This window comes from Ruegeria sp. CI5 (assembly GCF_056536885.1).
The window spans coordinates 841,613-864,734 of the sequence record NZ_JBQFQN010000001.1; the positions used below are offsets into that span (position 1 = coordinate 841,613).

Sequence of the window (23,122 nt, forward strand, 5' to 3'; positions counted from 1 at the left end):
TCCTATCGGTTTCTTGCGTGCTTAGCTCGTGTGAGGATGTTTTTCTCTTGTAATAATCATAACATTTGTTTTTCTCCCATCATGACACCCTCAACTCACCAGCTGATGGATCGGCTGCGCCGAGAGATCGACCATTTGCCGGCCCAATTGCAGGCCGCAACAAAATACATCATCGACCATCCGGGCGATTTCGGAATCGACTCCATCCGCGTGTCTGCCGAAAAGATCGGCGTCAGCACAAACGTGATCGTTCGTCTGGCACAACATCTTGGTTTTGATGGCTTCGAAGCCTTTCGCCGCCCTTTCCGCAGGAATCTTGTGACAGACAGCGAAGACCGCCTCAGCCGGGATTGGCTGACCCAGTTGAATGCCGGCGATGCCTTTGCGTCGGCACAGGCCAGTTATGCCCGCAACGAAGTGAACGTAGTGTCACGTTCGTTACGCCAGCTGGATCCGGTCAAGGTCAGATCCGCAGTCACCCTGATGTCCGATGCTCCCCAGTGCTTGGTCACTGCAACCCGCGCAAGCTATGCCTTGGCCTATTACTTCCACTACGCCGGACGCATGGCCCACCCGGGAATGCAGTTGATCCCCAGGCATATGGGCTCGGCCATCGACGACCTTCTGAGCGCGGGCGAAACCGACTGCCTGTTCGCGATCACCGTTCATCCTTATTCTGCTGACACGATACGTGCCATCCGGTTTGCCCGGGAAAGGGGTATGCGCGTTGTTCTGCTGGCCGACAGCGATGTCATCGCCCCAGGCGTCGAAGCGGACGTAACGCTGACCATCAGCACCCGATCTCAGCATCAGTTCTCCAGCTTCTCCGGAGCGATGGCCGTTCTCGAAGTTCTTCTGGGCCACCTTTTCGCAATCAAGGGCGACGCGGCTTATCACCGGGTTCAGGACTATCAGAAAGCGCGCGAGGATGCCGGAGCCTACTGGCAGCCCAAAAGGCTTCCGCGTGTGGCGAAAAAGAAATAGGCCCCGGAAACACGTCCGGGGCCCAAAGCAGTCACTGCGACCGCGTCACATGCAGGCCTGAACCGCCCGCCGGGTCATGACACCAACCAGATGGGCACGGTAGTCTTTGCTGCCGTGCAGATCTCCGATCATGTTCATCGGGTTGACCCGAAGATCCATAAGGGCATCGGGCCGGAACTCCTTGCTCAGCGCCTGCTCGGCTTCGCTCCAACGGAACACGCCGTCTTCGCTGGCTCCGGTCACGGCAACGCGCACCCCGTCCGCGAAGCGGGCAAGGAAAACACCCACCAGCGCAAAGCGCGAGGCAGGCTGCAGAAACTTCTGGTAACTCGCTGCCTGCGGTACCGGGAACCGGACCGTCGTGATCAGCTCGCCCTCGTCCAGCGCTGTCGTGAACATGCCCTGAAAGAAGTCATCCGCGGCGATTTCGCGCGCATTCGTACGAATGGTCGCGCCTGACCCCAATGCAGCTGCGGGGTAGCAGGCCGCCGGATCGTTGTTGGCCAGTGACCCGCCTATCGTGCCTCTGTTGCGAACGGCAGGATCACCGATATGCCCCGCCAGATCAGCCAGCGCGGGATACTTGCCCGCAACTTCTGCTGCTACCGTGGCATGCGTGGTCGCCGCTCCAATCGAAATCGACCCATCATCTTCGATGCAGACGCCCTTCAACTCGGGAATGGCACCCAGGTTCACCAGCGTCGCGGGTGAGGCCAGTCTTTGCTTCATCGTCGGGATCAGGGTCTGACCGCCCCCCAACGCCTGTGCATCCTCTCCCGCCAACGCGGCAACCGCATCAGCAATGGTCGAGGGGTTCTTGAACTCGAAATTGTACATTTCGCTTTTCCTTTCCGAAAGGCGCGGAACCGCCCTTCATCTGGCATTTGATTGACCAGGGAGCGCGAGGGGCTGACCCCTCGCGGTCCAACCTCTCCACTCAGCTGTTCATCGCTGCCCAAACGCGCGACGGGCTGACCGGCATGTCGATGTGGTCCACCGCCTTGCCACCCGAGTTCAGCGCATCGATCACGGCATTGACCACCGCAGGCGGCGATCCAATCGCCCCGGCCTCGCCGCAGCCCTTCACGCCCAACGGATTGTGCGTGCACGGCGTCTGGCTCGAATGATCGACGGTATAGAACGGCACGTCATCGGCCCGCGGCATGGCATAGTCCATGAAGGACGCGCTCAGCAGCTGGCCATTCTCGTCATAGACGCAGTTCTCCAACAAGGCCTGACCGATCCCCTGTCCGATGCCACCATGCACCTGGCCGTCGACGATCATCGGGTTGATGATGTTGCCGAAATCATCCGCCGCGGTGAACCGTTCGATGGTCACCTGCCCGGTCTCGGGGTCAACCTCGACCTCGCAGGCATAGGCACCGGCCGGGAAGGTGAAGTTGGCCGGATCATAGAACGCGGTCTCCTCCAGCCCCGGCTCGACCTCCAGCGGGAAGTTGTGCGGCACATAGGCCGTCAGGGTCACATCGCCCCAGGCCACCGACTTGTCGGTGCCGGCCACGGTGAACTGGCCATCCTTCAGCTCGATATCGGCCTCGGAGGCTTCCAGCAGATGCGCCGCGATCTTCTTGGCCTTGGCGATCACCTTCTCGGTCGCCTTGACCATCGCCGATCCACAAACCGCCAGCGAGCGCGACCCATAGGTGCCCATGCCGAACGGGATCTTCGAGGTATCGCCGTGCACGATTTCAACCATCGACTCGTCGATGCCGATCATGTCGGCCACGACCTGCGGAAAGGCCGTCTCGTGCCCCTGCCCGTGGCTGTGCGCCCCGACCATGACGCTGATCGAGCCGGTGGCGTTCACCCGCACGGTTGCGGCGTCATACAGGCCCGCACGCGCACCCAGCATCCCCACGATGTTCGAGGGCGCGATGCCGCAGGCCTCGATATAGCAGTTCACGCCCAGGCCGCGCAGCTTGCCCCGCGCCTCGCTTTCGGCGCGACGTGCCGGGAAGCCGGCGAAATCGGCGGCCTGTTCCAGCTTGTCCATGGTGCCGTTGTAGTCGCCGGTGTCATAGGTCAGCGCCACCGGCGTGTCATAGGGGAACTGCGTGATGAAGTTCTGCCGGCGCAGCGCCACCGGATCGACACCCAGCTCGCGCGCGGCTTTGTCGATCACGCGCTCCAGCTGATAGGTCGCCTCGGGGCGGCCTGCACCGCGATAGGCATCCACCGGCACGGTGTTGGTGAACATCGCCCGCACATTCACCTGAATGACCGGCGTCTTGTAGTTGCCCGCCATCAGCGTCCCGTGCAGCCAGGTCGGCACCGAGCTGGAAAACGTCGACAGATACGCGCCAAGATTGGCAAAAGTATTTGTCCGCAGCCCGACAAAATTGTTGTCGGCATCCAGCGCCAGCTCGATCTTGCTGACATGGTCGCGTCCCTGTGCATCCGACATGAACGCCTCGGACCGACTGGCCGTCCACTTCACCGGGCGGTTGCAAGCCTTGGCGGCGAAGGTGCAGAACGCCTCTTCTGCGTAGTGGAAGATCTTGGTGCCAAAACCGCCACCCACATCCGGAGCCACGACGCGGACCTTGTGCTCGGGCAAGCCCAGCACGAAGGCACACATCAGCAGTCGGATCACATGCGGGTTCTGCGAGGTGGTATAGAGCGTGTATTCATCCGTGCCCCGGCTGTATTCTGCCACGGCCACGCGCGGCTCCATCGGGTTGGCGACCAGACGGTTGTTCACCAGTTCCAAGGTGGTGACATGCGCCGCATTAGCGAACACCTCGTTCACCTTGGCATCGTCGGCCTCGCCCAGCTGCCAGTCATAGCAAATGTTGTTTTTCAGATCGTCATGGACCAGCGGCGCGCCCTCTTCGGCGGCGGCTTTCATGTCCAGAACGGCGGGCAGTTCCTCGATATCCACGTCGATCGCCTCGGCCGCGTCGCGGGCCTGTTCCAGGCTGTCGGCCACGACGGCCGCGATCGGGTCGCCCACATGGCGTACCTTGCCTTGCGCCAGGATCGGGTGCGGCGGTTCCTGCATGGGCGCGCCGTGCTTGTCGGTCACCTCCCAGCCGCAGGGCATGCCGCCCACGCCTTCGAAATCCTTGCCGGTGAACACCCGGACCACGCCGGGCATGGATTCGGCGGCGGACGTGTCGATGCTTTTGATCCGGCCATGCGCGATGTCGGATCGCAGGAAATACACATAGGCCTGACCACGTACGTTGATGTCGTCGGTGTAATTGCCTGCTCCGGTCAAAAAGCGCACGTCCTCGCGGCGCTTGGAACTGGCTCCGATGCCACTGTCTTTGGGCATTGCTTGTTCTCCTCCCATAAACGGATGCTTGGGCGCATCCCTTTCAACCCACGGGCGTTCTCAGTCACGCCCGCAGCGGCATCACTCGGCGGCGATGTGACTGACGTCCTGGCCGGACGCGGCCATGATCGCCTTGACGATGTTGTGGTACCCGGTGCAGCGGCACAGGTTGCCTTCCAGGTATTTGCGGATTTCGGCCTCGGTCGGGCGCGGGTTCTCCTTCAGCAGGGCTGCCGCCGACATCACCATGCCGGGCGTGCAGAAACCGCATTGCAGGCCGTGATGATCCTGAAACGCCTGCTGGATCACGTTCAGCGATCCGTCCGGGTTGGCCTGCCCCTCGATGGTGTCAACCTCTGTTCCATCCGCCTCGAGCGCCAGCATGTTGCAGGACTTCACCGCCTCGCCGTTCACATGAACCACGCAGGCGCCGCATTGGGCCGTGTCACAGCCCACATGGGTACCGGTCAGCGACAGGTGATCACGCAGAAAGCTGGACAGCAGTGTCCGGCCCTCGACATCACCGCTCACGGTCTTTCCGTTCACGGTCATTGAGACCTGTGTCATAAGTTCCTCCCATTTTCGTATTTATCCTTGGCCCGAGTTAAACACGGGAAAAGTCGTTTGAGAACAAAAATCTTGGCCGTTTCGAACCTGTCGCTCGGGGGCAAGTCACCAACATGTATTGCGGGTCGCCAGCGGGGCGAAACTGCCGTCACGTCACTTTGCGTTTCGCTCGGGGTTGCGGACGGGTCGGGATTTCCTTGAGCAGACCACCGACGCCCATCGCCGCGATATCGGCACCCGTGGTCGGGATGCCGCAGGCGACCCGCGACAGCACCCAGTCGGCCCCGTTCAAGGCGGGCGAACGTGCGCATCCCGGCAAACCGATGACCGGCCGTTTTCCCAAAACCCCGAGAAACAACAGGTTGCCCGGATCAACCGGCATGCCGAAACGGTCCACCTGCCCTCCCGCGCGCCGAACGGCCTGCGGCGCCACGTCCTCGACATCGGACGTGGCCGAGCCGGTTAGGATCATCACGATTTCGGTGTTCATCTGCGACAATGCCTGTGCCAGAGCGTCGACCGCATGCGGAACGATCTGCACGTCGTCCAGGCTCAGACCCAGGGCCTCGACCCGGCCGCGCATCGCGGCGATGCCCTTGTCGTTCGGCGGCCCGCCGGGAATGTCGGTCACCACCAACCCGGCGCTGCCAAATATCGGCGGCGCCAGGCGAATGGCCCCCTTTGCCTGCTTCGCCGCTTGCTGGACGTCCGCCAGCGGCACTGCGTAGGAAATGACCTTGATCGTGGCAACCATGCCACCCGCACCCATCTGCTGATGCTGAGGAACGGTGGCCACTGTGATCATCGGGTTGACCTGATTGAACGCCAGCAGAGCCTCAACATCCAGAACGGCTACGCCCGCCTGATTGGCAATCAGGTTGACGCGCCCCGTAAACGGATCGGTCACGCGCAAGTTGGCTCCCTTCGGATCCGGGGTCAGTGCCGCGGCCAAATGGCGCGCGGCCTCGTCCTCGTGACAGTCGCCGGGTTCCAGCCGCGCGACGACCACCTCGGACACGCCCGCCTCGGCCAAAAGGGCGACATGCGTGTCGTCCAGCATCATTCCCTTGCGCAGCTTTTTCGTGCCAGCCATGACCGAATGCGCAAGGATCGCGCCCTTTGCGTCCGCAACCGGTACAGTGCCGAACTTCATGCTTTGCCCCGTAGCACCGCCGTCATCTGCGCGATGATCGCAACTGCAATCTCGGCCGGTCCGGCTGCGCCGATATCCAGACCGATCGGCCCGTGGATGCGCTGCAACAGCGATGCCGAGAAGCCCGCCTCGGTCATCCGCTGCACCCGTTTGGCATGGGTGCGCGACGACCCCAGCGCGCCGATGTAGAACACGTCCGAATTCAGCGCGGCCTGCAGGGCCGGATCATCCAGCTTGGGGTCGTGGGTCAGTAGCACCACCGCCGTACGCGCATCCAGTCCAATGCTGGCCACGGCCTCGTCCGGCCAGTCGGTCAGCAGCTTTTCACCGGGAAAGCGGGATTGCGACGCAAACGCCTCGCGCGGGTCGATGATGATCGGGTCATAGCCCGCGATCCGCGCCATCGGCACCAGCGCCTGCGCGATATGGACCGCGCCCACCACGATCAGCCGCAAGGGCGGGTTGTGCACGGCCACGAAGGTCTGACCGTCTTCTTCGAACCCTGAACGATCCATGCGCAACCGGTCCGCATAAGCGTTGCGCCGCAGCGCGCGGTGGCCGGTCTCGACATTGACCTCATAGGCCAGCGCCTCGCGCCGCGCCCGCGCCGCCACCAGTTCGGCCAGCATCGGTTCGGGTAGGACGGAGCCCACCGGCTCGACCAGAACCCGGATCGTGCCCCCACAGGCCAACCCGACGGCAAAGGCATCCTCGTCGCTGACCCCGAATTCCAGCAGGCGCGCTTCGCCTTCTTCGATGGCTTCAAGCGCCTCGACGATCACCGCGCCTTCGACACATCCGCCCGAGACCGAGCCTTCGATCCGGCCGTCGCCTGCAATGACCAGCTGGGCCCCCACCCGCCGGGGTGCGCTGCCCCAGGTTTCGACGACCGTCGCCAGAACCGCGCCGCGACCCTCGCGAACCCACGCCAATGCCGTTTCCGGACTGTTGTCAAATCTGTCCATCGGACCCTCCCGCGGTGGTTCGCATCAACATAAGCAGGATTGACGCGATGAAAAGCAAGGAGCGCGTTCTCGGGTGGATTATCTCGAGCACCGACCCTGCCAACTTGGTTCTTCACGTGACGCAGAAGGCAGGTTTCGGCCGAAGTCCGCGACAGACAATCAAACATTTGATTGTTTTTCGGACGCCGACTAGCCTGCGGACAGGCCCGACTTGCGGCCGAATTGACGCAAGAGATTTCGTAAAGGAGACAATGTCTTGAAACAGATATTTACACTAACCATCGGCGCAGCGGCATTGATTGCAGGCAGCGCCTGGGCCGACACTTTCGAACGCTACGGAGAGGTCGAGGGCTGGAAGGTCTTTGTCGACAAGGACAAAAAGTCATGCCTGATCGAAGCGGTCGATGATGCCGAGAACGTGGTGCAGATGGGTCTGACCGAAGACCGCAGCGTTGGATATGTCGGTGTGTTTACCAAGGCGGAAACCGACATCAAGCGCGGAGACAAGGAGGCCGTCGCGATCCTGTTGGGCGACAACCTGTATGTCGGCGAGGCGACCGGCATGAAGGGCAACATCACCAAGGGGTATTCGGGCGGCTATGTCCTGTCGGACGACCCGCAATTCGCCGACGACCTGGCCAAGCAAAAGGTCATGGCGGTGTTTCCCGAGAAGTCCTTTGGCTTCACCGTCGATCTGACCGGCACCTACAAGGCCATGGAAATGGCGCGCGAGTGCAACGAAAAGCAGCTGCAGTGACGTCAGCCTGAAAGCGCGGCCAACAACCGCGCTTTCTCTCCCTGGTCGTCGGGTCGTGAAATCACGGTAGCCAGATCCTCAAGCGATGCAATCGAATGACCGGCACGGAAGCTGTCCACATGCGGCAGCATGGTGGCGACGCCTTGGGCTTTGGGCGCGAACCCGTCCCAGCGCAGCAGCGGGTTCAGCCAGATCAGCCGCCGGGCCGACAGGTGCAGGCGTTCGATCTCTTTTTCCAGCAGATCGGGGTCACCGCGTTCCAGCCCGTCGGTGATCAGCAGCACGACAGCCCCCTGCCCCATAACCCGGCGCGACCAGTCGCGGTTGAACTGGTGCAGGCATTCGCCGATGCGTGTGCCGCCCTCCCAATCCTGCGCCTCGGCCCCGGCGGCGGCCAGCGCCGCATCGACGTCGCGCTGATGCAGGTGCCGCGTGATGTTCGTCAGCCGCGTGCCGAAGGTGAACGCGTGCACCTTGGCCCAGCCGGCCCCCTTGGCGTTCGAGACCGTGTGCAGGAAGTGCAGTATAATCCGGCTGTACTGGCTCATCGACCCCGAGATGTCACACAGCGCGATCAGATTGGGCCAGCGCGGTTTCGGTTTGACCAGCGCGATCTGTCGCATTTCGCCGCCCTGACGCATGGCCGCACGCAGGGTGCGCGCCCGGTCGATCCGCTGGCCCAGATGGCTGGCCTGACCCCGGCGCGAGGCGATCGGGTCCACCGGCAGTTGCAGCCGCGCCAGAATGCGCTTGGCCTGCGCGGTTTCGGCAGTGCTCATCTGTTCGAAATCCAGCGACCGCAGCCGTTCCTCGGACGACGCGGTCTGCGTGGCGTCAATCTCGATTTCGCTTTCGCCTTCTTGCTCGACGCCCTTGGGCTCGTCCCGTTCGACACCGTCCAGCAGGGCCTCAGCCGCGCGTTTTTCGCCCGCCTCGGCCATGCGTTCCTCCTGAACGCCACGAATGGCCGGCAGCATCATCGACATCATGTGCTCCAGGTACCGCGGGTCGCGCCAGTACAGGCGGAAGATCTGGGCATACACGGTGCGATGCTCGGGCCGGTTCACGAAACAGGCGTGCAGGGTCCAGTAGAAATCCTGCTTGCGAGTAAAGCCCGCCGCCTGCACCGCGCGGATGGCGTCAACGACGCGGCCGGGGCCGATCGGCAGCCCGGCCTTGCGCAAAGCGCGCGCGAAATGGGTGATGTTTTGCGCCAGTTTCGGATCGGCCGGGATATCCAGCGGAAGCTGTTCGGCCATCGCTAGGCCCCCGGAGTGTTTTGGCGCCGCGATGACATCAGACCGGTTCGAGCGTGGCTTTGGCCTGATCCAGAATGCGCTTGGCTTCGGAGCCCTGCAGTTTCTGGATGTCGTCCTGGTATTTCAGAATCGCGCCCAGCGTGTCGCCGATCACCTCGGGGCTGAGGTTGATCACGTCCAGCGCCAGCAGGCATTTCGCCCAGTCGATGGTCTCGGCCACGCCGGGTTTCTTGAACAGGTCCTCGGTGCGCAGATGCTGGACAAAGGCCACAACCTCGCGGCTCAGCGCCTCGGCTGCCTCGGGCGCGCGGGCGTGCAGGATCTCCAACTCGCGGTCGAAATCGGGGTAATCGACCCAATGATACAGGCAGCGGCGCTTGAGCGCGTCATGCACCTCGCGCGTGCGGTTCGAAGTGACGATGACGATGGGCGGTTCGGGCGCCTTGATCGTGCCGATCTCGGGGATCGTCACCTGGAAATCGCTCAGCGCCTCCAGCAGGAAGGCCTCGAATGGTTCGTCCGTGCGATCCAGTTCGTCGATCAGCAGCACCGGCGGGCCAGCCGGGTCGGGCTCCATCGCCTCGAGCAGCGGGCGGCGGATCAGATAGTCGCCGCTGAACAGTTCCTCCTGCAGGCCCTTCCGGTCGGACCCGCCGACCGCCTCGGCGGTGCGGATGGCCACCATCTGGGCGGGAAAGTTCCATTCATAGACGGCCGAAGACGCATCGAGCCCTTCATAGCATTGCAGCCGGATCAGGCGGCGGCCAAGTCCAGAGGCCAGGGCCTTGGCGATCTCGGTCTTGCCGACGCCCGCTTCACCTTCCAGAAACAGCGGCCGACCCAGTCTCAGCGACAGGAACACCACAGTGGCCAAGGCGCGACCACAGACATAGCCCTGTTCGCCCAGCATCTGCTGAACGGCGTCGATGGAATCTGGCTGGCTCATGTGTCTCAATCTCCCTTGGCACAACAGGTCATGGCTGCCGCTGCGCGTCAAGACCGTGATCTTTCCGGGACTTGCGGCAATCTGGTCGCCTGGCAAGGTTTGTTGTCACTTTCCCGTGCGGCCTGCCTGTGCTAGCCCGGCGCCATGACCGATACTCTGACGCTCCGCCGCCCCGATGACTGGCACCTGCATCTGCGCGATGGCGCCATGCTGCAGGCCGTCCTGCCCGAAACCGCCCGCCATTTCGCGCGGGCCATCATCATGCCCAACCTGGTGCCCCCGGTGGTCACCGGCGCTCAGGCCGCGTCCTATCGCGACCGTATCCTGGCCGCCCTGCCCGACGGCATGAGCTTTGAGCCGTTGATGACCCTGTACCTGACCGAGGATACCGACCCCGACGACATGGTCGCGGCCCATGCCAGCGGTCTGGTCAAGGCGGTCAAGCTGTACCCGGCAGGGGCCACGACCAACTCGGCCTCGGGCGTGCGGGATTTCGACAAGGTGCGCCCCGTGCTGGAACGGATGGCCGAGATCGGCCTGCCGCTCTGCGTGCATGGCGAGGTCACCGATGCCGAGATCGACATCTTCGACCGCGAGGCGGTGTTCATCGACCGCGTTCTGGACCCGATCCGCAAGGCCACGCCGGGCCTGCGCGTGGTGATGGAGCATATCACCACCCGCGACGGCGTGGAGTATGTGCGCGCGAACGAAACCGACCTGGGCGCCACGATCACCGCGCATCACCTGATCATCAACCGCAACCACATCCTTGTGGGCGGGATCAAGCCGCACTACTACTGCCTGCCCGTTGCCAAACGCGAAGAGCACCGCAAGGCTCTGGTCGATGCCGCGACCTCGGGCGACGAACGGTTCTTTCTGGGGACTGACAGCGCCCCGCATACGGACGCCAACAAGGAAATGGCCTGCGGCTGCGCGGGATGTTTCACAGCGACCAACACCATGTCGCTTGTGGCCGAGGTCTTTGACCGCGCGGGTGCGCTGGACAAGCTGGAAGGGTTCACGTCGGTCAACGGGCCAAGGTTCTACCGGCTGCCCGTCAACGATCAGACCATCACCTTGCAGAAGGGCGAACCGGTCACCTACCCCGACAAGATCGAAACGCGCGATGGCCCGGTCACCGTGTTCGACCCCGGCTTCCCGCTGCACTGGCGCGTCGTCTAGTCAACCAGCCGCTTCGCCAGATCCGCTGCGCGCCCTCCGGTGCGCAGCATCGACCAGATCGCATCCGCGTCGTCCGCGCCGATCACTTTGGCGGCCTTGTCACGGACCCGGTCCTCGCGTTCGGAAATCGAGATCGGCGCGGCTAGATCGTGGGTCGCTTCGCGCCGCACCCCGTCCCGCCGCAGCAGCGCCAAGCGGGCCTCAGTCTCGGACAGCGTTTCATCCGCTTCGACCGTGATCCGGTCGCGCAGGGATTGCAGGCGCGGATCGGCGCAGACCTTTTCCGTGTAGCTTTCAGGCAGGGCGGTATCGTATCCCAATGACTGCATCGCGATCACAGTCCGATAGGAAAACTTGGCACCCAGCCCGGTTGTCGGCGCGGTCTGATTGCAGACGCTCATCCATCGGGGATGGGTGCGGATCTTGATCTCGGCCACCTCGGGTTCGGCGATGTCCAGATCGCGCGCCGCCTCGAGCGCGGCGTGCAGCCCGTGGCAGCAGGCGTGGAACTTGTGGCTGACGCTTTCGAACAGCCACTCATCCCCAAGCCCCGACAGAGCTGCAGCGGTGTCATCGGCACCGTGATGCGTCACGCCAAACCCGAACTGCCCGGTCAGGGCATCGGGATTGGGAACGAACCCCCGCTGTACCAACAGCGCGGCCTCGACCCCGACCGAAGCCGCCTGCCCCGCATTGTAGGGCTTGCCCATGGTGCCAAACTGCGCCTTGAGGCCCGCCGCCCGGGTCGCGGTCAGCCCCAGAACCCGGCGCATGTCCGCCGCTTCGCATCCCAGTAGGCGGGCGGCCGCCACGGCAGCTCCGAAGGCACCCGCCGTCGCAGTCTGGTGAAACCCGACCTGATAGTGCCCCCGCCCCAGCCAGAGGCCGACACGGATGGAAAGTTCCATCCCCACCAAGGCCGCCTCGAGCAAATCGACGATGGGCTGATCCTGCCATTCGGCCACGGCCAGCGCGGCGGGAAACACCGCCACCGAGGGGTGGCCGATATGGGCGAAATGCGTGTCGTCATAGTCCAGCGCGTGCGACACCGTGCCGTTGACCAAAGCCGCAGCGCGCATCGGCGCAGCCCCGCCGCCGAACAGGGTGGCCTGTCCGGCCCCGCCTTCGTCCAGCACCATTTCTCGCAGGATGCGCGAGACCGGATCGTTGACCCCTGCGCGCCCAACCGCCAGCCAGTCGAGCGCGGACAGAGACGTGACGATCCGCGCCTGCGCAGTCGTCGATACCGGGCCGGCGGCGAATTCGGAAAGAGCGCGTGTGAAATCAGTCATGCGGCGCAGTCTAACGTGCGCCCGCGCCGGGTAAACCCTCAGCCGTAGAGGTTGGCCGCGCGCTGCTCGAAGGCGCGCACAATCCGGTGCATCGCCTCGTTGAAGACCACGCCGATGATGCCCTGCAAAACGGCGTTCTTGAACTCGAAATCCACGTGGAAGGATACGTTGCAGCCGCCCTCGGGGGCGTCTTCGAAATGCCAGTCGGATTTCATGTATTTGAACGGGCCGTCCAGGTATTCGGTGTCGATCTTCTTCTGCTCGGGGTACAGCGTCACCCGGCTGCCGAACCGTTCGCGGAACACCTTGAACGAGATCACCAGATCGGCCTCCATCACCTGCGCCTCGCCCGCCGCATAAGTCCGTCGGATCCGCGCGGCCGCGCACCAGGGCAGAAACTCGGGGTATTTCGCCACATCCGCAACCAGATCATACATCTGCTGCGCGCTGTATGGGAGGTGGCGGGCTTCCGAATGAGTGGGCATGGCAACCTGGGCATTTGAAACGTGACAATGGCGCGTCATGTCGTATGTTGCGCGCCAAAGATCAAGGGGGCAGCCATGAGCCAGCGCGCATATGTGATAGATGAGATGATCTCGGCCAAGGCCATCGCGGCGCGGATCGAGGAACTGTGCCGCGAAATCACACGCGAATTCGGCGATACCGACAAGCTGGTGGTCGTGGGCCTGCTGCGCGGCAGCTTCGTGTTCATCGCCGATCTGGTGCGCGAACTGGACTTGCCGATCGAGGTCGATTTCCTTGAGGCGTCCTCGTATGGCGATTCAATGGAAAGCAGCCGGGAAGTGCGCATTCTCAAGGACTTGCGTGGCGCAATTGAAGGCCGCGACGTTCTGGTGGTCGAAGATATCGTCGACACGGGGCACACGCTGAACCACGTCACCAACCTGCTGCGCAGCCGCCAGCCGAAACGGCTCAAATCGATTGCCCTGCTGGACAAACCCAGCCGCCGCGAGGTTGATTTCCGCGCCGATTGGATCGGCTTTGAAATCCCGGACGAATTCGTCGTGGGCTATGGCATAGACTATGCCCAACGCAACCGCAACCTGCCCTTCATCGGCAAGGTCCGCATTACCGAAGACTGATCCCGCCGCGGATTCGAGGCCCCATGATCCTGCGCCACCTTCTGCGAATGTCCCGATGGGCGCGCAATCCGCCCTCGGACCAGCGGGTCAAGCTGGTGCTGGGCCTGATCCTGCTGTGTCTGGTGATTGCCGGCGTTGAATACATGGGCTGGTGGCCCGATTGGGCAACCAGCCAGCCGCGCAAGCTCAGGCCGTGACCGGCGCGTCCAACACCTGACGGATTGCCGCCAGAAAGATACCCGCGCCGACAGGGATCAGCGCATCGGGGAAATCATAGTCGGGGTTGTGCAGTTGCGGATGGTCAACCCCGGCCCCCAGCCAGAACATGGCCGTTTTCGACCCTTTGGCGAACTGCCCGAAATCCTCCGAGAACCGTTGCGGCACGGGGGTCAGGCGCGGTTGCACCCCGGCCTGGGCGCAGGCATGAGCCAGGATCTGCACGGCCTCGGGGTGGTTGACACAAGCGTCGAACACGTCGTCATAGGTGATCTCGACACCCAGTCCCTCGTCGGCGGCGGCCTTGCGGACCAGCGCCTGGGCCTGATCGACCAGTTGTCCCATACGCGCGTCTGAGACGGTGCGCAGCGTGACCCATATCTCGGCCTCGCCGGGCGCCACCCCGAATGTCGGGGCCCCCAGTTGGGCGTGGGTGACGGTGGTCAGTGCGTAATCCTCGGTCAGCTCTCCGCCCGGCCCCAAGGCGGTCAGGGCCGGCATCAACTGCGCCATGGCCGAGGCCGGCGACAGGCCGTCCTGCGGAGCCGCCGCGTGCGAGGTCTTGCCCGTCAGCCGCACCCGCATCCCGCGCGAGGCGCAATTGGCCGGGCCAGAGCACAGCTCGACCGCTCCCAGGTCCAGCCCCGGCAGGTTATGCAGGGAGAACAGGAAATCCGGCTGCATTTCAGCGTATTGCGGGTCGTTCCGAAAGTCGCGCGCGCCCTGTCCGGTCTCTTCGGCGGGCTGGAAGATCAGCACGACCCGACCGCGTGTCACGGGCGTTTGCGCCAGGTCCTGCGCGACGCCCAGAACCATGGCCATATGGCCGTCATGCCCGCACAGATGACCCTTGCCCGGAACCTGCGAGTACCAGGGTTTGCCCGGCATCTCCAAAATCGGCAGCGCGTCCAGTTCGCAGCGAATGCCCACGGTGGGCCCCGGCTGGCCCGTGTCGAACACGGCCGCGACCCCGTACCCACCGATCCCGGTCAGAACCCGGCCGGTCACACCGCGCAATTGCTCGGCTATGAATGCCGCTGTTTCAGCCTCTTCACCCGAAACCTCGGGGCGTTGGTGCAAAGCGTGGCGCAGCGCAGTCAGTTGCGCGAGCGGTTCGGGCGTCACGCCTGCCCCAGCTTTTTCTGCCGCGCCGCCCGCAGGCGCGCGAAATCATCGCCCGCATGGTAAGACGACCGGGTCAAGGGCGTGGCCGAAACCATCAGGAACCCTTTGCCGTAGGCGGCTTTTTCATAGGCCGCAAACTCTTCGGGCGTGACAAAGCGGTCCACGCGATGGTGTTTCGGCGTGGGCTGCAGATACTGGCCGATGGTCAGGAAATCGATATCGGCGGCGCGCATGTCGTCCATGACCTGGCGCACCTGCTGTTCGTTCTCGCCCAGTCCGACCATGATACCCGACTTGGTGAAGATCGACGGGTCCAGTTCCTTGACCCTCTGCAGCAGACGCAGCGAGTGGAAATAGCGCGCGCCCGGGCGCACCTCGGGGTACAGGCCCGGCACGGTTTCAAGGTTGTGGTTGAACACGTCCGGCTTGGCCGCGACCACGGTTTCCAGAACCGACGGATCGCATTTCAGGAAATCCGGGGTCAGAATCTCGATCGTGGTCTTGGGCGAGCGGTGACGCACCGCGCGGATAGTCTGAGCGAAATGCTCGGCCCCGCCATCAGCCAGGTCGTCACGGTCGACCGAGGTGATGACGACATGGTTCAGGCCCAGCTTTTCCACCGCATGGGCCACCCGGCCCGGTTCGAACGCATCCAACGCATCGGGGCGACCGGTGGCGATGTTGCAGAAGGTGCAGCCGCGGGTGCAGATCTCGCCCATGATCATCATGGTCGCGTGGCCCTGGCTCCAGCATTCGCCCACATTCGGGCAGCCGGCCTCTTCGCAGACGGTGACCAGGTTGTTGTCGCGCATGATCCGGCGCGTGTCGGCATAGCCCTTGCCGCCGGGCGCTTTCACCCGGATCCAGTTGGGCTTTTTCGGCTGCGCATTGTCGGGCTTATGCGCCTTTTCCGGGTGACGTTGTTCAGGGATTTTCAGATCGCGCACGGGGCCGGTTTCCTGACTTTGGGTCAATTTGGTTGGTGCATAACATAAACCGGTCGGATGTATTACGCCAGCCGTGCATAGCAGCCATGCGTCAGCGTTTCGCAGATGCAAAATAGGAGGGCGATCTTCTAGGAGATCAACGCAAATTTCTACATGATTTCGATAGATAAGAGGATATTCGCAAACGCAGCACATCCCGTGTTGAAGCCGGTTTGGAATCGTTTTAACCCACGGGCCGAACAAATGTGAATAACAGGAGATGCCCCATGAAAACCGGCGCCAAGCTGCCCGACGTGACATTCCACACCCGCGTGCGCGACGACTCGATCGAAGGGCCCAACCCGTTCCGCTGGGAAGACAAGACCACGACCGACTACTTCGCAGGCAAGCGGGTCATCCTGTTCTCGCTGCCCGGTGCATTCACACCCACCTGCTCGACCTACCAACTGCCGGGGTTCGAGGACAACTACGAGGCGTTCAAGGCCAAGGGCGTCGACGAGATCTACTGCATGTCGGTCAATGACAGCTTTGTCATGAACAAATGGGCGCAGGATCAAGGGCTGAAGAACGTCAAGGTCATCCCCGACGGGTCGGGTGAGTTCACTCGCAAGATGGGTATGCTGGTCGACAAGTCCAATCTGGGATTTGGTATGCGCTCGTGGCGCTATGCAGCCATCATCAACGACGGTGTGGTCGAGGCGTGGTTCGAAGAGCCCGGCCTGATGGACAACTGCCCCGAGGACCCCTATGGCGTTTCGTCGCCCGAAAACCTGATGAAGCACCTGGAAGAAGCGCAACAGCCCGAAATGGCCTGAGCCGTCTCCCAGCCTCCATTCGAAGGGCTCGCCGAGTGCGGGCCCTTTTCAGTTCCGGGTTTCCGACACGATGTTTTCGCCGACCTGCCGGATCACCTGGGCCAGTTGATCGAACCACACCGCCCCATCCGACGAATCGCGCCGCACAAGGCCGATCTGCCGCGCGGGCTCCGGGGCGCCGAACCGCAGCAGTTTCAGCCCCGGCACGGCATCGGCCTCGGAACGCGCCGCCAATTCCGGAATCAAGGTCAGGCCGAACCCCTCCGCCACCAACCGCGACAGCGTGGCCAAAGACGACGCGCCCATGTTGATATGGGCGCTGGTCCGGTCCTGCCCGCACACCTCAAGTGCCTGATCCGTCAGGCAGTGCCCGTCTTCCAGCAGCATCAGTTGGGCCGCGTTCAGGTCGATCGGGCGCAGAGCGTCGGGGCTGACGGTCAGGCTGTTCAGGCGCGTCTCGCTGCCAGCCAGCAGAAAACGATCCTCAAACAGAGGTACCTCGTCCAGGCCGCGCGCGCCCACCGGCAGGGCCAGCACGGCGGCGTCGATCTCGCCCGCTTTCAGCATCGACAGCAACCGCTCGGTGCGTGCCTCGCGTACCTGTACGCGCAGGGACACATCCGCCGACCGCAGACCAGCCAAGACACCCGGCAGCAGATACGGTGCGACCGTCGGGATCAAGCCGACCGACAGACTGCTATGCCCGGTGGAGTTGTCACGCGCAAACCGATCCAACCGTTCGGCCGCGCCCAAAATGCGCCGTGCGTGCTCAAGCGCGTCGCGCCCCAACGGTGTCAGCAGAACATCTCGGGCGCGCCTTTCAAATAGCGGCCCGCCCATGATGTCTTCCAAAGCCCGGATCTGCACCGATAGTGCCGGTTGAGACACATGACACACCTGAGCGGCCCGGCCAAAGTTGCGCTGCTCGGCCACGGCGCGGAAGTATTGCAGCTGTCTGAGGGTAAAATTCATAACCCCTGATTATCACCTGCTGCGTTTTCCGCAACTCCGGCCAATCGGATTCAAGGTGGATCAACCGATCAATCTGTCACCCTCTGCTTGCTTCTCGTAATGGCGCTTGAGGCGCTGCAACGCAATGCGCAGCACGATCTTCCCAGAACGTGCTGACCAGCCCATCCGTTTCTCGGCCAGTTCCAGGCCTTCCAGATAGCAACAACACCGCAGCGCAACGTCGCTCAGCCCCGGACCCAGATCCGACAAAGCCCGAGCCACGCGATCACGCGCCTCGGACGACCCGCGCGCAACCTGCGCGTCGCCTTCGAAACCCGCACGACCGCCAGCGGTAAGGAACCGGTCCCAGTTCTGCGTGACCCGCGGTCCGATCTGGGCCAGCTCGAAATCCTCGCGAAGTCGCTCTCCGGCGCGCACCAGGCTTTCGTCCAGAAACGGCTTTCCATCCCGGTCGCGCCGGCGCGACAAGGCAATCAGGGGCTCTCCGCTGCGCAATAACGGATGCGCCGTGGACGCTTCTCGTCGGCTTGACTGCGCGTTTTGAACTTCGCCGGTGCCTCGGCCATGCCATATTCAGTCTGTGTCCGCGCGCGGTTTTCGGCATCGGCAATCAACTGGCTTAATGCGGTCCGGCCCGTTTGCGTGATCCGGTAACGCGACACACGCCCAGGATTGTCACAAACGATCCAGTCCTTCAGAGCCAAAGCCTGAGCGGGCTTGCAATCAACAACGGCGGTCCGAGTTGTACCGCCCTCGCCGCTGTCGCGGACAACGACCGCTTTTTCCATGTCCTCGGCCACGGCCAGAACCGCACCCGTTTCGCAAAGGCGCCGCAGCACCCGCAAAGCCTCGCGCTCGAACGCCTGGTCTTCGGCATTGGGAATGCGATGAGGATCATCGCCGACGCCGAACAAGGGACCAGAGGCCGCTTCATTCCCCGCACCTGGAAAGTGTGTTTCAGCCAGCGACTGCAATGCTGCATCCACCAAGGGATCGTCGCGGCGCATTTCGATCCTTCGAATCTGTCGCAGAATGGTTGACGCGTGACACCCTGCCGACCGCGCCAGATCCCGGATCGACCGTCCCGCCTCGGTATGGGCCAGGTATCGCTGTGCCCCTTCGGGAACCCAAGCTGGAACGGTGAATGCGGTGCTGTTTTCCATCGTTATTCGCCCTCGTCGACAATCAAACTGCCACTGTCCGCCGTCGGATAAAGTGTTAACCAAATCTACCTAGAGTTGCTTTCGTTACTCGTTCGTTAACCTCCAACGGCTCTGACCAGAATTGATTCAAAAAGATAAACAGTCGTGAAACCATCGTTCGGCGCGAGCCCGATCACGGCAACACCCGCTTGGGTTGTGCAAAATTGCTGCAGGCAAAATTGAACAGAGGAACGCCGAAATGCAGGACCTGATGACTATGATCACCGCCCTCCGCCGCCCGCGGCTGCTGTCTCGGGCAGCCAAGGTCGGAGCACAGGAATACGACCGTGACCGCCACTTGCAGCGCCTGTTTGGCTATGGCGCGCTACCGGGAACCGGAGCGGCCTTGATGCGACTGTTGGAGATGGAGCGGAGCGTCGACGACCAACGACGCTCGGGCGACGCCGCGTATTCGCTGGTTCGCCACCTGGACCTACTGATCGCTTTGATTGGTGAGGCGCGACTGCATCAAGCCAGCCGCGCCCCGGAACTTCATGTCGTCAAGTGAAGGCGTCGGGCATGGACGCTTTCTTTTCCTCGACATAGGCGGTTAGCGCCGCCAGTTTTTCCGGGTCGAGTTGCGGTTGCTGGTAGTTGGCCAGCAGATGCTCGACCCGGGCCGAGGCCAGCATGCGCGTGTCCCGCGCACCCTCTTCTTCCCATGTTTCAAAGGGTTTGTAGTCCAGCAGGTCGGTCTTCCAGAAGGCGCTTTGGAAATTGGCCTGGGTGTGCGCACAACCAAGATAGTGACCACCCGGCCCCACCTCACGAATCGCGTCCATGGCCTGCGCGTTTTCATCATAGGCCACCCCTTTGGCCAACGCATGAAGCGCTCCCAACTGATCGGCATCCATGACGAATTTTTCGAAGTCCGCAACCAGACCGCCTTCGAGCCAGCCACATGCATGCAACATGAAGTTGACGCCTGACAGCAGACCCATGTTCAGCGAATTCGCAGTCTCGTAAGCCGCCTGCGCGTCCGGAAGCTTGGACCCGCAGAACGACCCGGCCGAGCGGTATGGAACACCCAAACGGCGCGCCAACTGACCGGCGCCATAGGTGATGTGCGCGGCTTCGGGCGTGCCGAAAGTCGGTGCACCAGAGTTCATGTCGATCGACGACACGAATGCGCCAAAAATGGCCGGTGCACCCGGGCGGATGATCTGGCTGTAGGCGATGCCGGCCAGCACCTCGGCCAGCACCTGCGTCAGAGTACCAGCAACCGAAACCGGGGCCATCGCGCCGCCCACGATGAAGGGCGAGATGATGCAGGCCTGATTGTTGCGCGCATAGACTTCCAGCGACCCCATCATCACGTCGTCGAACGTCATCGGCGAGTTGATGTTGGTGAGCGAGGTCATCACGGTGTTTTCCTGCACGAACTCCTTGCCGAACAGGATCTCGCACATCTCGACCGAATCCTGCGCCCGGCTGGGATCGGTTACCGACCCCATGAAGGGTTTGTCCGACAGCGTCATATGCGCCATCAGCATGTCGAGGTGCCGCTTGTTCACCGGAACGTCCGTCGGTTCGCAGACCGTGCCGCCCGAGTGGTGCAGCCACTTGGACATGTAGGCCAGTTTCACGAACTTGTTGAAATCGTCCATCGTGGCATAGCGGCGGCCACCCTGTGCGTCCCGCACGAAAGGCGGTCCGTAGACCGGCGCCAGCACAAGGTTGCGCCCGCCGATTACCACCGATTTTTCGGGGTTGCGCGCGTGCTGCGTGAATTCCTTGGGCGCGGTCTTGATCAGTTCGCGGGCCAGACCTCGCGGAATGCGAACGCGCTCACCATCGATGTCGGCCCCGGCATCGCGCCATCGTTCCAGCGCCGCAGGGTTGTCGACGAAATTGACGCCGACCTCCTCCAGCACGGTTTCCGCATTGGCCTCGATGATCTCCAACGCTTCGTCATTGAGGATCTCGAAGTTCGGAATGTTGCGTTCGATATACTTCGCCGTTTCGATCCGAACCGCGGTACGCTCGGCCCGGCGGGCGGCGCCTCCGCCACCACGCGCTCTGCGTCGGGTGCTTGCCTCTGTCATGAGATGATCCCGTGTGAAAGTTTAGATTGGATTGCTTGTTACAAGATGCCGCGACTTCACCAGATGTGGATTCCGGCGCAATAGGGGGAAAAGCGACATATTCCGCGCTGTCCAGCACCAGCAACAGGCCTTACGGGGCGTCAGGTTGGCTTGCTGAAATAAACCTTGTTCCCCTCGTGCTCGATCTCCTGCCACCCAAGATGGCGGTACATCGCGCGGGTGCCCGTCATCAGGCGGTGGGTTGTCAGGCGCATGTTCCGAACTCCGTTTTCGCGAGCCTCTGTCGCGACGAAATCGAGCAGCCGACGAGCAATGCCCCGCCCTTGCGCATCCGGTGAAACGGCCAGATTGAAGATCATCGCGGTTTCTCTTTCGAAACCAAAAACCACGACACCCTGCAGGGATGTTTCATCCACGGCCACAACGACGTTCCGGTCGCGAATGTCCTCCTCGACCCCCTCGGTCACATCCGGCAGGTCGGGAATGGACTGGCGCGCTGCGGCATAGGCCGCTTCGATACATCGGCGGATGGGCTCCGCATCGGTTGCCACAGCCCTTCTGAGCGAAATTCCGGTCATTCAATGCGCTCCGCGTCACTCTTTCCCGCCAAATGACGTCAAGGCGCTTGCACATGCAAGGCTTCCGACCTAAAGGCCGGGTATGACCGAGACATCCCATGACCGCCTTCTGATCATCGACTTCGGCAGCCAGGTAACGCAGCTGATCGCCCGCCGCCTGCGCGAGTTGAACGTCTATTGCGAAATCCACCCCTACCAGAACGTCACGATGGATTTCGTGCGGGACATGGCCCCGCGCGCCATCATCTTTTCCGGCGGGCCGGACAGCGTGACCCGCGAGGGATCACCGCGCGTCCCGCAAGAGATATTCGAGTATGGCGTTCCGATCCTGGGCATCTGCTATGGCCAGCAGGTCATGATGCACCAGCTGGGCGGCAAGGTCGAAAGCGGCCACGGCACCGCCGAGTTCGGGCGGGCTTTCGTGACGCCGCGCGGCAAGCTCGACCTGCTCGAGGGCTGGTTCACCGATGGCGACGAACAGGTCTGGATGAGCCACGGTGATCATGTGAGCCAAATCGCACCGGGGTTCGAGGTGTTCGGCACCTCGCCCAACGCGCCTTTCGCGATCACCGCCGATACCAGCCGTCATTTCTATGCCGTGCAGTTCCACCCCGAGGTGCACCACACCCCCAAGGGCGCAAAACTGTACGAGAATTTCGTGAAACTGGCCGGGTTCAAGGGCGACTGGACCATGGGCGCCTATCGCGACGAGATGATCCGCAAGATCCGCGAACAGGTCGGCGACAAGAAGGTGATCTGCGGTCTGTCGGGCGGCGTCGACAGCTCGGTCGCGGCGATCCTGATCCACGAGGCGATCGGCGACCAGCTGACCTGCGTCTTCGTCGATCACGGCCTGCTGCGCAAGAACGAGGCGCAGGAAGTCGTCTCGATGTTCCGCGACAACTACAACATCCAACTGATCCACGCAGATGAAAGCGAGCTGTTCTTGGGCGAGCTAGAGGGCGTCTCGGACCCCGAGACCAAGCGCAAGATCATCGGCAAGCTGTTCATCGACGTGTTCCAGAAACACGCCGACACGATTGAGGGCGCCGAGTTCCTGGCCCAAGGCACGCTCTACCCCGATGTCATTGAATCGGTGTCGTTTTCCGGCGGCCCGTCAGTCACGATCAAATCGCATCACAACGTCGGCGGCCTGCCCGAGAAGATGGGCCTGAAACTGGTCGAGCCGCTGCGCGAACTGTTCAAGGACGAGGTGCGTGCGCTGGGCCGTGAACTGGGCCTGCCGCCCAGCTTTATCGGCCGCCACCCCTTCCCCGGACCGGGTCTGGCCATCCGCTGCCCGGGCGAGATCACCCGCGAAAAGCTGGAAATCCTGCGCGAGGCCGACGCGATCTATATCGACCAGATCCGCAAGCACGGCCTGTATGACGAGATCTGGCAGGCCTTCGTCGCGATCCTTCCGGTGCGCACAGTCGGCGTGATGGGCGACGGGCGCACCTATGACTATGCCTGCGCCTTGCGGGCGGTGACCTCGGTTGATGGAATGACGGCCGATTACTACCCGTTCACCCACGAATTCCTGGGCGAAACCGCCACCCGGATCATCAACGAGGTCAAGGGCATCAACCGTTGCACCTATGACATCACCTCCAAGCCTCCGGGCACGATCGAGTGGGAATAAACCTGTTTGCCATGATTATTCCAATTTGCGCGAACCATCGTTAAGACTTTGGTAATAGCATTGAAGCACTGAGG

At 62.7% G+C, this 23,122-nt stretch carries 22 protein-coding genes and 1 pseudogene; 8 read left to right on the forward strand and 15 right to left on the reverse strand.

What is annotated here, in order from left to right; all coding sequences use genetic code 11:
• Positions 1-81 precede the first annotated feature (81 nt).
• A complete protein-coding gene (locus ACR0BA_RS04245; protein WP_480726582.1) occupies positions 82-984 on the forward strand; it encodes a MurR/RpiR family transcriptional regulator in 903 nt (300 codons plus the stop codon).
• Between the two features lie 45 nt (positions 985-1,029).
• Here ACR0BA_RS04245 and ACR0BA_RS04250 read toward each other — a convergent pair whose 3' ends face one another.
• From ACR0BA_RS04250 to ACR0BA_RS04270, 5 genes are all read right to left on the reverse strand, one after another.
• Complete coding sequence (locus tag ACR0BA_RS04250; RefSeq protein WP_480726584.1) at positions 1,030-1,821, reverse strand: FAD binding domain-containing protein; 792 nt, start codon at positions 1,819-1,821, stop codon at positions 1,030-1,032.
• Between the two features lie 100 nt (positions 1,822-1,921).
• Entirely contained in the window at positions 1,922-4,282 is a 2,361-nt protein-coding gene (locus ACR0BA_RS04255; RefSeq protein ID WP_480726585.1) for a xanthine dehydrogenase family protein molybdopterin-binding subunit, read from the reverse strand.
• Between the two features lie 81 nt (positions 4,283-4,363).
• On the reverse strand, positions 4,364-4,849 hold the full coding sequence (locus ACR0BA_RS04260; protein WP_480726587.1) for a (2Fe-2S)-binding protein: 486 nt from the start codon (positions 4,847-4,849) through the stop codon (positions 4,364-4,366).
• A gap of 148 nt (positions 4,850-4,997) precedes the next feature.
• Entirely contained in the window at positions 4,998-6,002 is a 1,005-nt protein-coding gene (locus ACR0BA_RS04265) for a molybdopterin-binding protein (RefSeq protein ID WP_480726589.1), read from the reverse strand.
• Positions 5,999-6,967, reverse strand: a complete 969-nt coding sequence (locus ACR0BA_RS04270) for an XdhC family protein (RefSeq protein WP_480726590.1) — start codon at positions 6,965-6,967, stop codon at positions 5,999-6,001. Before ACR0BA_RS04270 ends, ACR0BA_RS04265 begins: the two co-directional genes overlap by 4 nt.
• Positions 6,968-7,223: 256 nt before the next feature.
• Between ACR0BA_RS04270 and ACR0BA_RS04275 the strand changes: the two genes are divergently transcribed.
• Positions 7,224-7,724 (forward strand): hypothetical protein, encoded by a 501-nt coding sequence (locus tag ACR0BA_RS04275; RefSeq protein WP_170338859.1) that lies wholly within the window; start codon positions 7,224-7,226, stop codon positions 7,722-7,724.
• A gap of 2 nt (positions 7,725-7,726) precedes the next feature.
• Here the strand turns inward: ACR0BA_RS04275 and ACR0BA_RS04280 are convergent, their stop codons facing one another.
• Positions 7,727-8,983, reverse strand: coding sequence for a vWA domain-containing protein (locus ACR0BA_RS04280; protein ID WP_480726591.1), 1,257 nt, complete (start codon positions 8,981-8,983; stop codon positions 7,727-7,729).
• 37 nt (positions 8,984-9,020) lie between these two features.
• Positions 9,021-9,929, reverse strand: coding sequence for an AAA family ATPase (locus tag ACR0BA_RS04285; RefSeq protein ID WP_480726593.1), 909 nt, complete (start codon positions 9,927-9,929; stop codon positions 9,021-9,023).
• A 144-nt stretch (positions 9,930-10,073) separates the two neighbouring features.
• On the opposite strand from ACR0BA_RS04285, the gene pyrC reads away from it, so the two are divergent.
• Entirely contained in the window at positions 10,074-11,111 is a 1,038-nt protein-coding gene (pyrC, locus tag ACR0BA_RS04290) for a dihydroorotase (RefSeq protein ID WP_480726595.1), read from the forward strand.
• On the opposite strand, the gene ACR0BA_RS04295 is transcribed toward pyrC, so the two are convergent.
• Together ACR0BA_RS04295 and ACR0BA_RS04300 are read right to left on the reverse strand one after the other, a co-directional pair.
• Complete coding sequence (locus tag ACR0BA_RS04295) at positions 11,108-12,403, reverse strand: MmgE/PrpD family protein (protein ID WP_480726597.1); 1,296 nt, start codon at positions 12,401-12,403, stop codon at positions 11,108-11,110. The two genes, pyrC and ACR0BA_RS04295, sit on opposite strands and share 4 nt — an antisense overlap.
• A gap of 38 nt (positions 12,404-12,441) precedes the next feature.
• Positions 12,442-12,888: a type II toxin-antitoxin system RatA family toxin gene (locus tag ACR0BA_RS04300; protein ID WP_480726599.1), complete on the reverse strand. Its 447-nt coding sequence runs from the start codon at positions 12,886-12,888 to the stop codon at positions 12,442-12,444.
• A gap of 75 nt (positions 12,889-12,963) precedes the next feature.
• Here ACR0BA_RS04300 and hpt point away from each other — a divergent pair, with 75 nt between their 5' ends.
• Positions 12,964-13,506, forward strand: coding sequence for a hypoxanthine phosphoribosyltransferase (hpt, locus tag ACR0BA_RS04305; protein WP_480726600.1), 543 nt, complete (start codon positions 12,964-12,966; stop codon positions 13,504-13,506).
• A gap of 23 nt (positions 13,507-13,529) precedes the next feature.
• Positions 13,530-13,703 (forward strand): hypothetical protein, encoded by a 174-nt coding sequence (locus tag ACR0BA_RS04310; RefSeq protein WP_170450157.1) that lies wholly within the window; start codon positions 13,530-13,532, stop codon positions 13,701-13,703.
• Here ACR0BA_RS04310 and ACR0BA_RS04315 read toward each other — a convergent pair.
• The gene (locus tag ACR0BA_RS04315; protein ID WP_480726602.1) at positions 13,693-14,847 is read right to left on the reverse strand and encodes an amidohydrolase; all 1,155 of its coding nucleotides are present in this window, start codon (positions 14,845-14,847) and stop codon (positions 13,693-13,695) included. The two genes, ACR0BA_RS04310 and ACR0BA_RS04315, sit on opposite strands and share 11 nt — an antisense overlap.
• Entirely contained in the window at positions 14,844-15,794 is a 951-nt protein-coding gene (lipA, locus tag ACR0BA_RS04320; protein WP_005983549.1) for a lipoyl synthase, read from the reverse strand. The genes ACR0BA_RS04315 and lipA overlap by 4 nt, the downstream gene beginning before the upstream one ends.
• 266 nt (positions 15,795-16,060) lie before the next feature.
• On the opposite strand from lipA, the gene ACR0BA_RS04325 reads away from it, so the two are divergent.
• The gene (locus ACR0BA_RS04325) at positions 16,061-16,609 is read left to right on the forward strand and encodes a peroxiredoxin (protein ID WP_170357637.1); all 549 of its coding nucleotides are present in this window, start codon (positions 16,061-16,063) and stop codon (positions 16,607-16,609) included.
• 48 nt (positions 16,610-16,657) lie between these two features.
• Here ACR0BA_RS04325 and ACR0BA_RS04330 read toward each other — a convergent pair whose 3' ends face one another.
• Both ACR0BA_RS04330 and ACR0BA_RS04335 read right to left on the reverse strand, forming a co-directional pair.
• Positions 16,658-17,581: a LysR substrate-binding domain-containing protein gene (locus tag ACR0BA_RS04330; protein ID WP_480726605.1), complete on the reverse strand. Its 924-nt coding sequence runs from the start codon at positions 17,579-17,581 to the stop codon at positions 16,658-16,660.
• Positions 17,582-17,641: 60 nt separating this feature from the next.
• Positions 17,642-18,744 (reverse strand): annotated as a pseudogene (locus tag ACR0BA_RS04335) (DUF6456 domain-containing protein).
• 238 nt (positions 18,745-18,982) lie between these two features.
• Between ACR0BA_RS04335 and ACR0BA_RS04340 the strand changes: the two are divergent.
• Positions 18,983-19,291 (forward strand): DUF6477 family protein, encoded by a 309-nt coding sequence (locus ACR0BA_RS04340; protein ID WP_093961906.1) that lies wholly within the window; start codon positions 18,983-18,985, stop codon positions 19,289-19,291.
• Here ACR0BA_RS04340 and ACR0BA_RS04345 read toward each other — a convergent pair.
• Both ACR0BA_RS04345 and ACR0BA_RS04350 read right to left on the reverse strand, forming a co-directional pair.
• Positions 19,284-20,828: a trimethylamine methyltransferase family protein gene (locus ACR0BA_RS04345; RefSeq protein ID WP_170357634.1), complete on the reverse strand. Its 1,545-nt coding sequence runs from the start codon at positions 20,826-20,828 to the stop codon at positions 19,284-19,286. The genes ACR0BA_RS04340 and ACR0BA_RS04345 overlap by 8 nt on opposite strands.
• Before the next feature lie 140 nt (positions 20,829-20,968).
• Positions 20,969-21,406 (reverse strand): GNAT family N-acetyltransferase, encoded by a 438-nt coding sequence (locus ACR0BA_RS04350; protein ID WP_480726607.1) that lies wholly within the window; start codon positions 21,404-21,406, stop codon positions 20,969-20,971.
• A gap of 82 nt (positions 21,407-21,488) precedes the next feature.
• Between ACR0BA_RS04350 and guaA the strand changes: the two genes are divergently transcribed.
• A complete protein-coding gene (gene guaA / locus ACR0BA_RS04355) occupies positions 21,489-23,048 on the forward strand; it encodes a glutamine-hydrolyzing GMP synthase (protein WP_170339441.1) in 1,560 nt (519 codons plus the stop codon).
• Positions 23,049-23,122 lie beyond the last annotated feature (74 nt).

What these genes read in the sequence shown, in the direction of transcription:
- ACR0BA_RS04245 (WP_480726582.1), top strand. Translation starts at nt 82, where the DNA reads ATGACACCCTCAACTCACCAGCTGATGGATCGGCTGCGCCGAGAGATC.
- ACR0BA_RS04250 (WP_480726584.1), bottom strand. Translation starts at nt 1,821, where the DNA reads ATGTACAATTTCGAGTTCAAGAACCCCTCGACCATTGCTGATGCGGTT.
- ACR0BA_RS04255 (WP_480726585.1), bottom strand. Translation starts at nt 4,282, where the DNA reads ATGCCCAAAGACAGTGGCATCGGAGCCAGTTCCAAGCGCCGCGAGGAC.
- ACR0BA_RS04260 (WP_480726587.1), bottom strand. Translation starts at nt 4,849, where the DNA reads ATGACACAGGTCTCAATGACCGTGAACGGAAAGACCGTGAGCGGTGAT.
- ACR0BA_RS04265 (WP_480726589.1), bottom strand. Translation starts at nt 6,002, where the DNA reads ATGAAGTTCGGCACTGTACCGGTTGCGGACGCAAAGGGCGCGATCCTT.
- ACR0BA_RS04270 (WP_480726590.1), bottom strand. Translation starts at nt 6,967, where the DNA reads ATGGACAGATTTGACAACAGTCCGGAAACGGCATTGGCGTGGGTTCGC.
- ACR0BA_RS04280 (WP_480726591.1), bottom strand. Translation starts at nt 8,983, where the DNA reads ATGGCCGAACAGCTTCCGCTGGATATCCCGGCCGATCCGAAACTGGCG.
- ACR0BA_RS04285 (WP_480726593.1), bottom strand. Translation starts at nt 9,929, where the DNA reads ATGAGCCAGCCAGATTCCATCGACGCCGTTCAGCAGATGCTGGGCGAA.
- pyrC (WP_480726595.1), top strand. Translation starts at nt 10,074, where the DNA reads ATGACCGATACTCTGACGCTCCGCCGCCCCGATGACTGGCACCTGCAT.
- ACR0BA_RS04295 (WP_480726597.1), bottom strand. Translation starts at nt 12,403, where the DNA reads ATGACTGATTTCACACGCGCTCTTTCCGAATTCGCCGCCGGCCCGGTA.
- ACR0BA_RS04300 (WP_480726599.1), bottom strand. Translation starts at nt 12,888, where the DNA reads ATGCCCACTCATTCGGAAGCCCGCCACCTCCCATACAGCGCGCAGCAG.
- hpt (WP_480726600.1), top strand. Translation starts at nt 12,964, where the DNA reads ATGAGCCAGCGCGCATATGTGATAGATGAGATGATCTCGGCCAAGGCC.
- ACR0BA_RS04310 (WP_170450157.1), top strand. Translation starts at nt 13,530, where the DNA reads ATGATCCTGCGCCACCTTCTGCGAATGTCCCGATGGGCGCGCAATCCG.
- ACR0BA_RS04325 (WP_170357637.1), top strand. Translation starts at nt 16,061, where the DNA reads ATGAAAACCGGCGCCAAGCTGCCCGACGTGACATTCCACACCCGCGTG.
- ACR0BA_RS04330 (WP_480726605.1), bottom strand. Translation starts at nt 17,581, where the DNA reads ATGAATTTTACCCTCAGACAGCTGCAATACTTCCGCGCCGTGGCCGAG.
- ACR0BA_RS04340 (WP_093961906.1), top strand. Translation starts at nt 18,983, where the DNA reads ATGCAGGACCTGATGACTATGATCACCGCCCTCCGCCGCCCGCGGCTG.
- ACR0BA_RS04345 (WP_170357634.1), bottom strand. Translation starts at nt 20,828, where the DNA reads ATGACAGAGGCAAGCACCCGACGCAGAGCGCGTGGTGGCGGAGGCGCC.
- ACR0BA_RS04350 (WP_480726607.1), bottom strand. Translation starts at nt 21,406, where the DNA reads ATGACCGGAATTTCGCTCAGAAGGGCTGTGGCAACCGATGCGGAGCCC.
- guaA (WP_170339441.1), top strand. Translation starts at nt 21,489, where the DNA reads ATGACCGAGACATCCCATGACCGCCTTCTGATCATCGACTTCGGCAGC.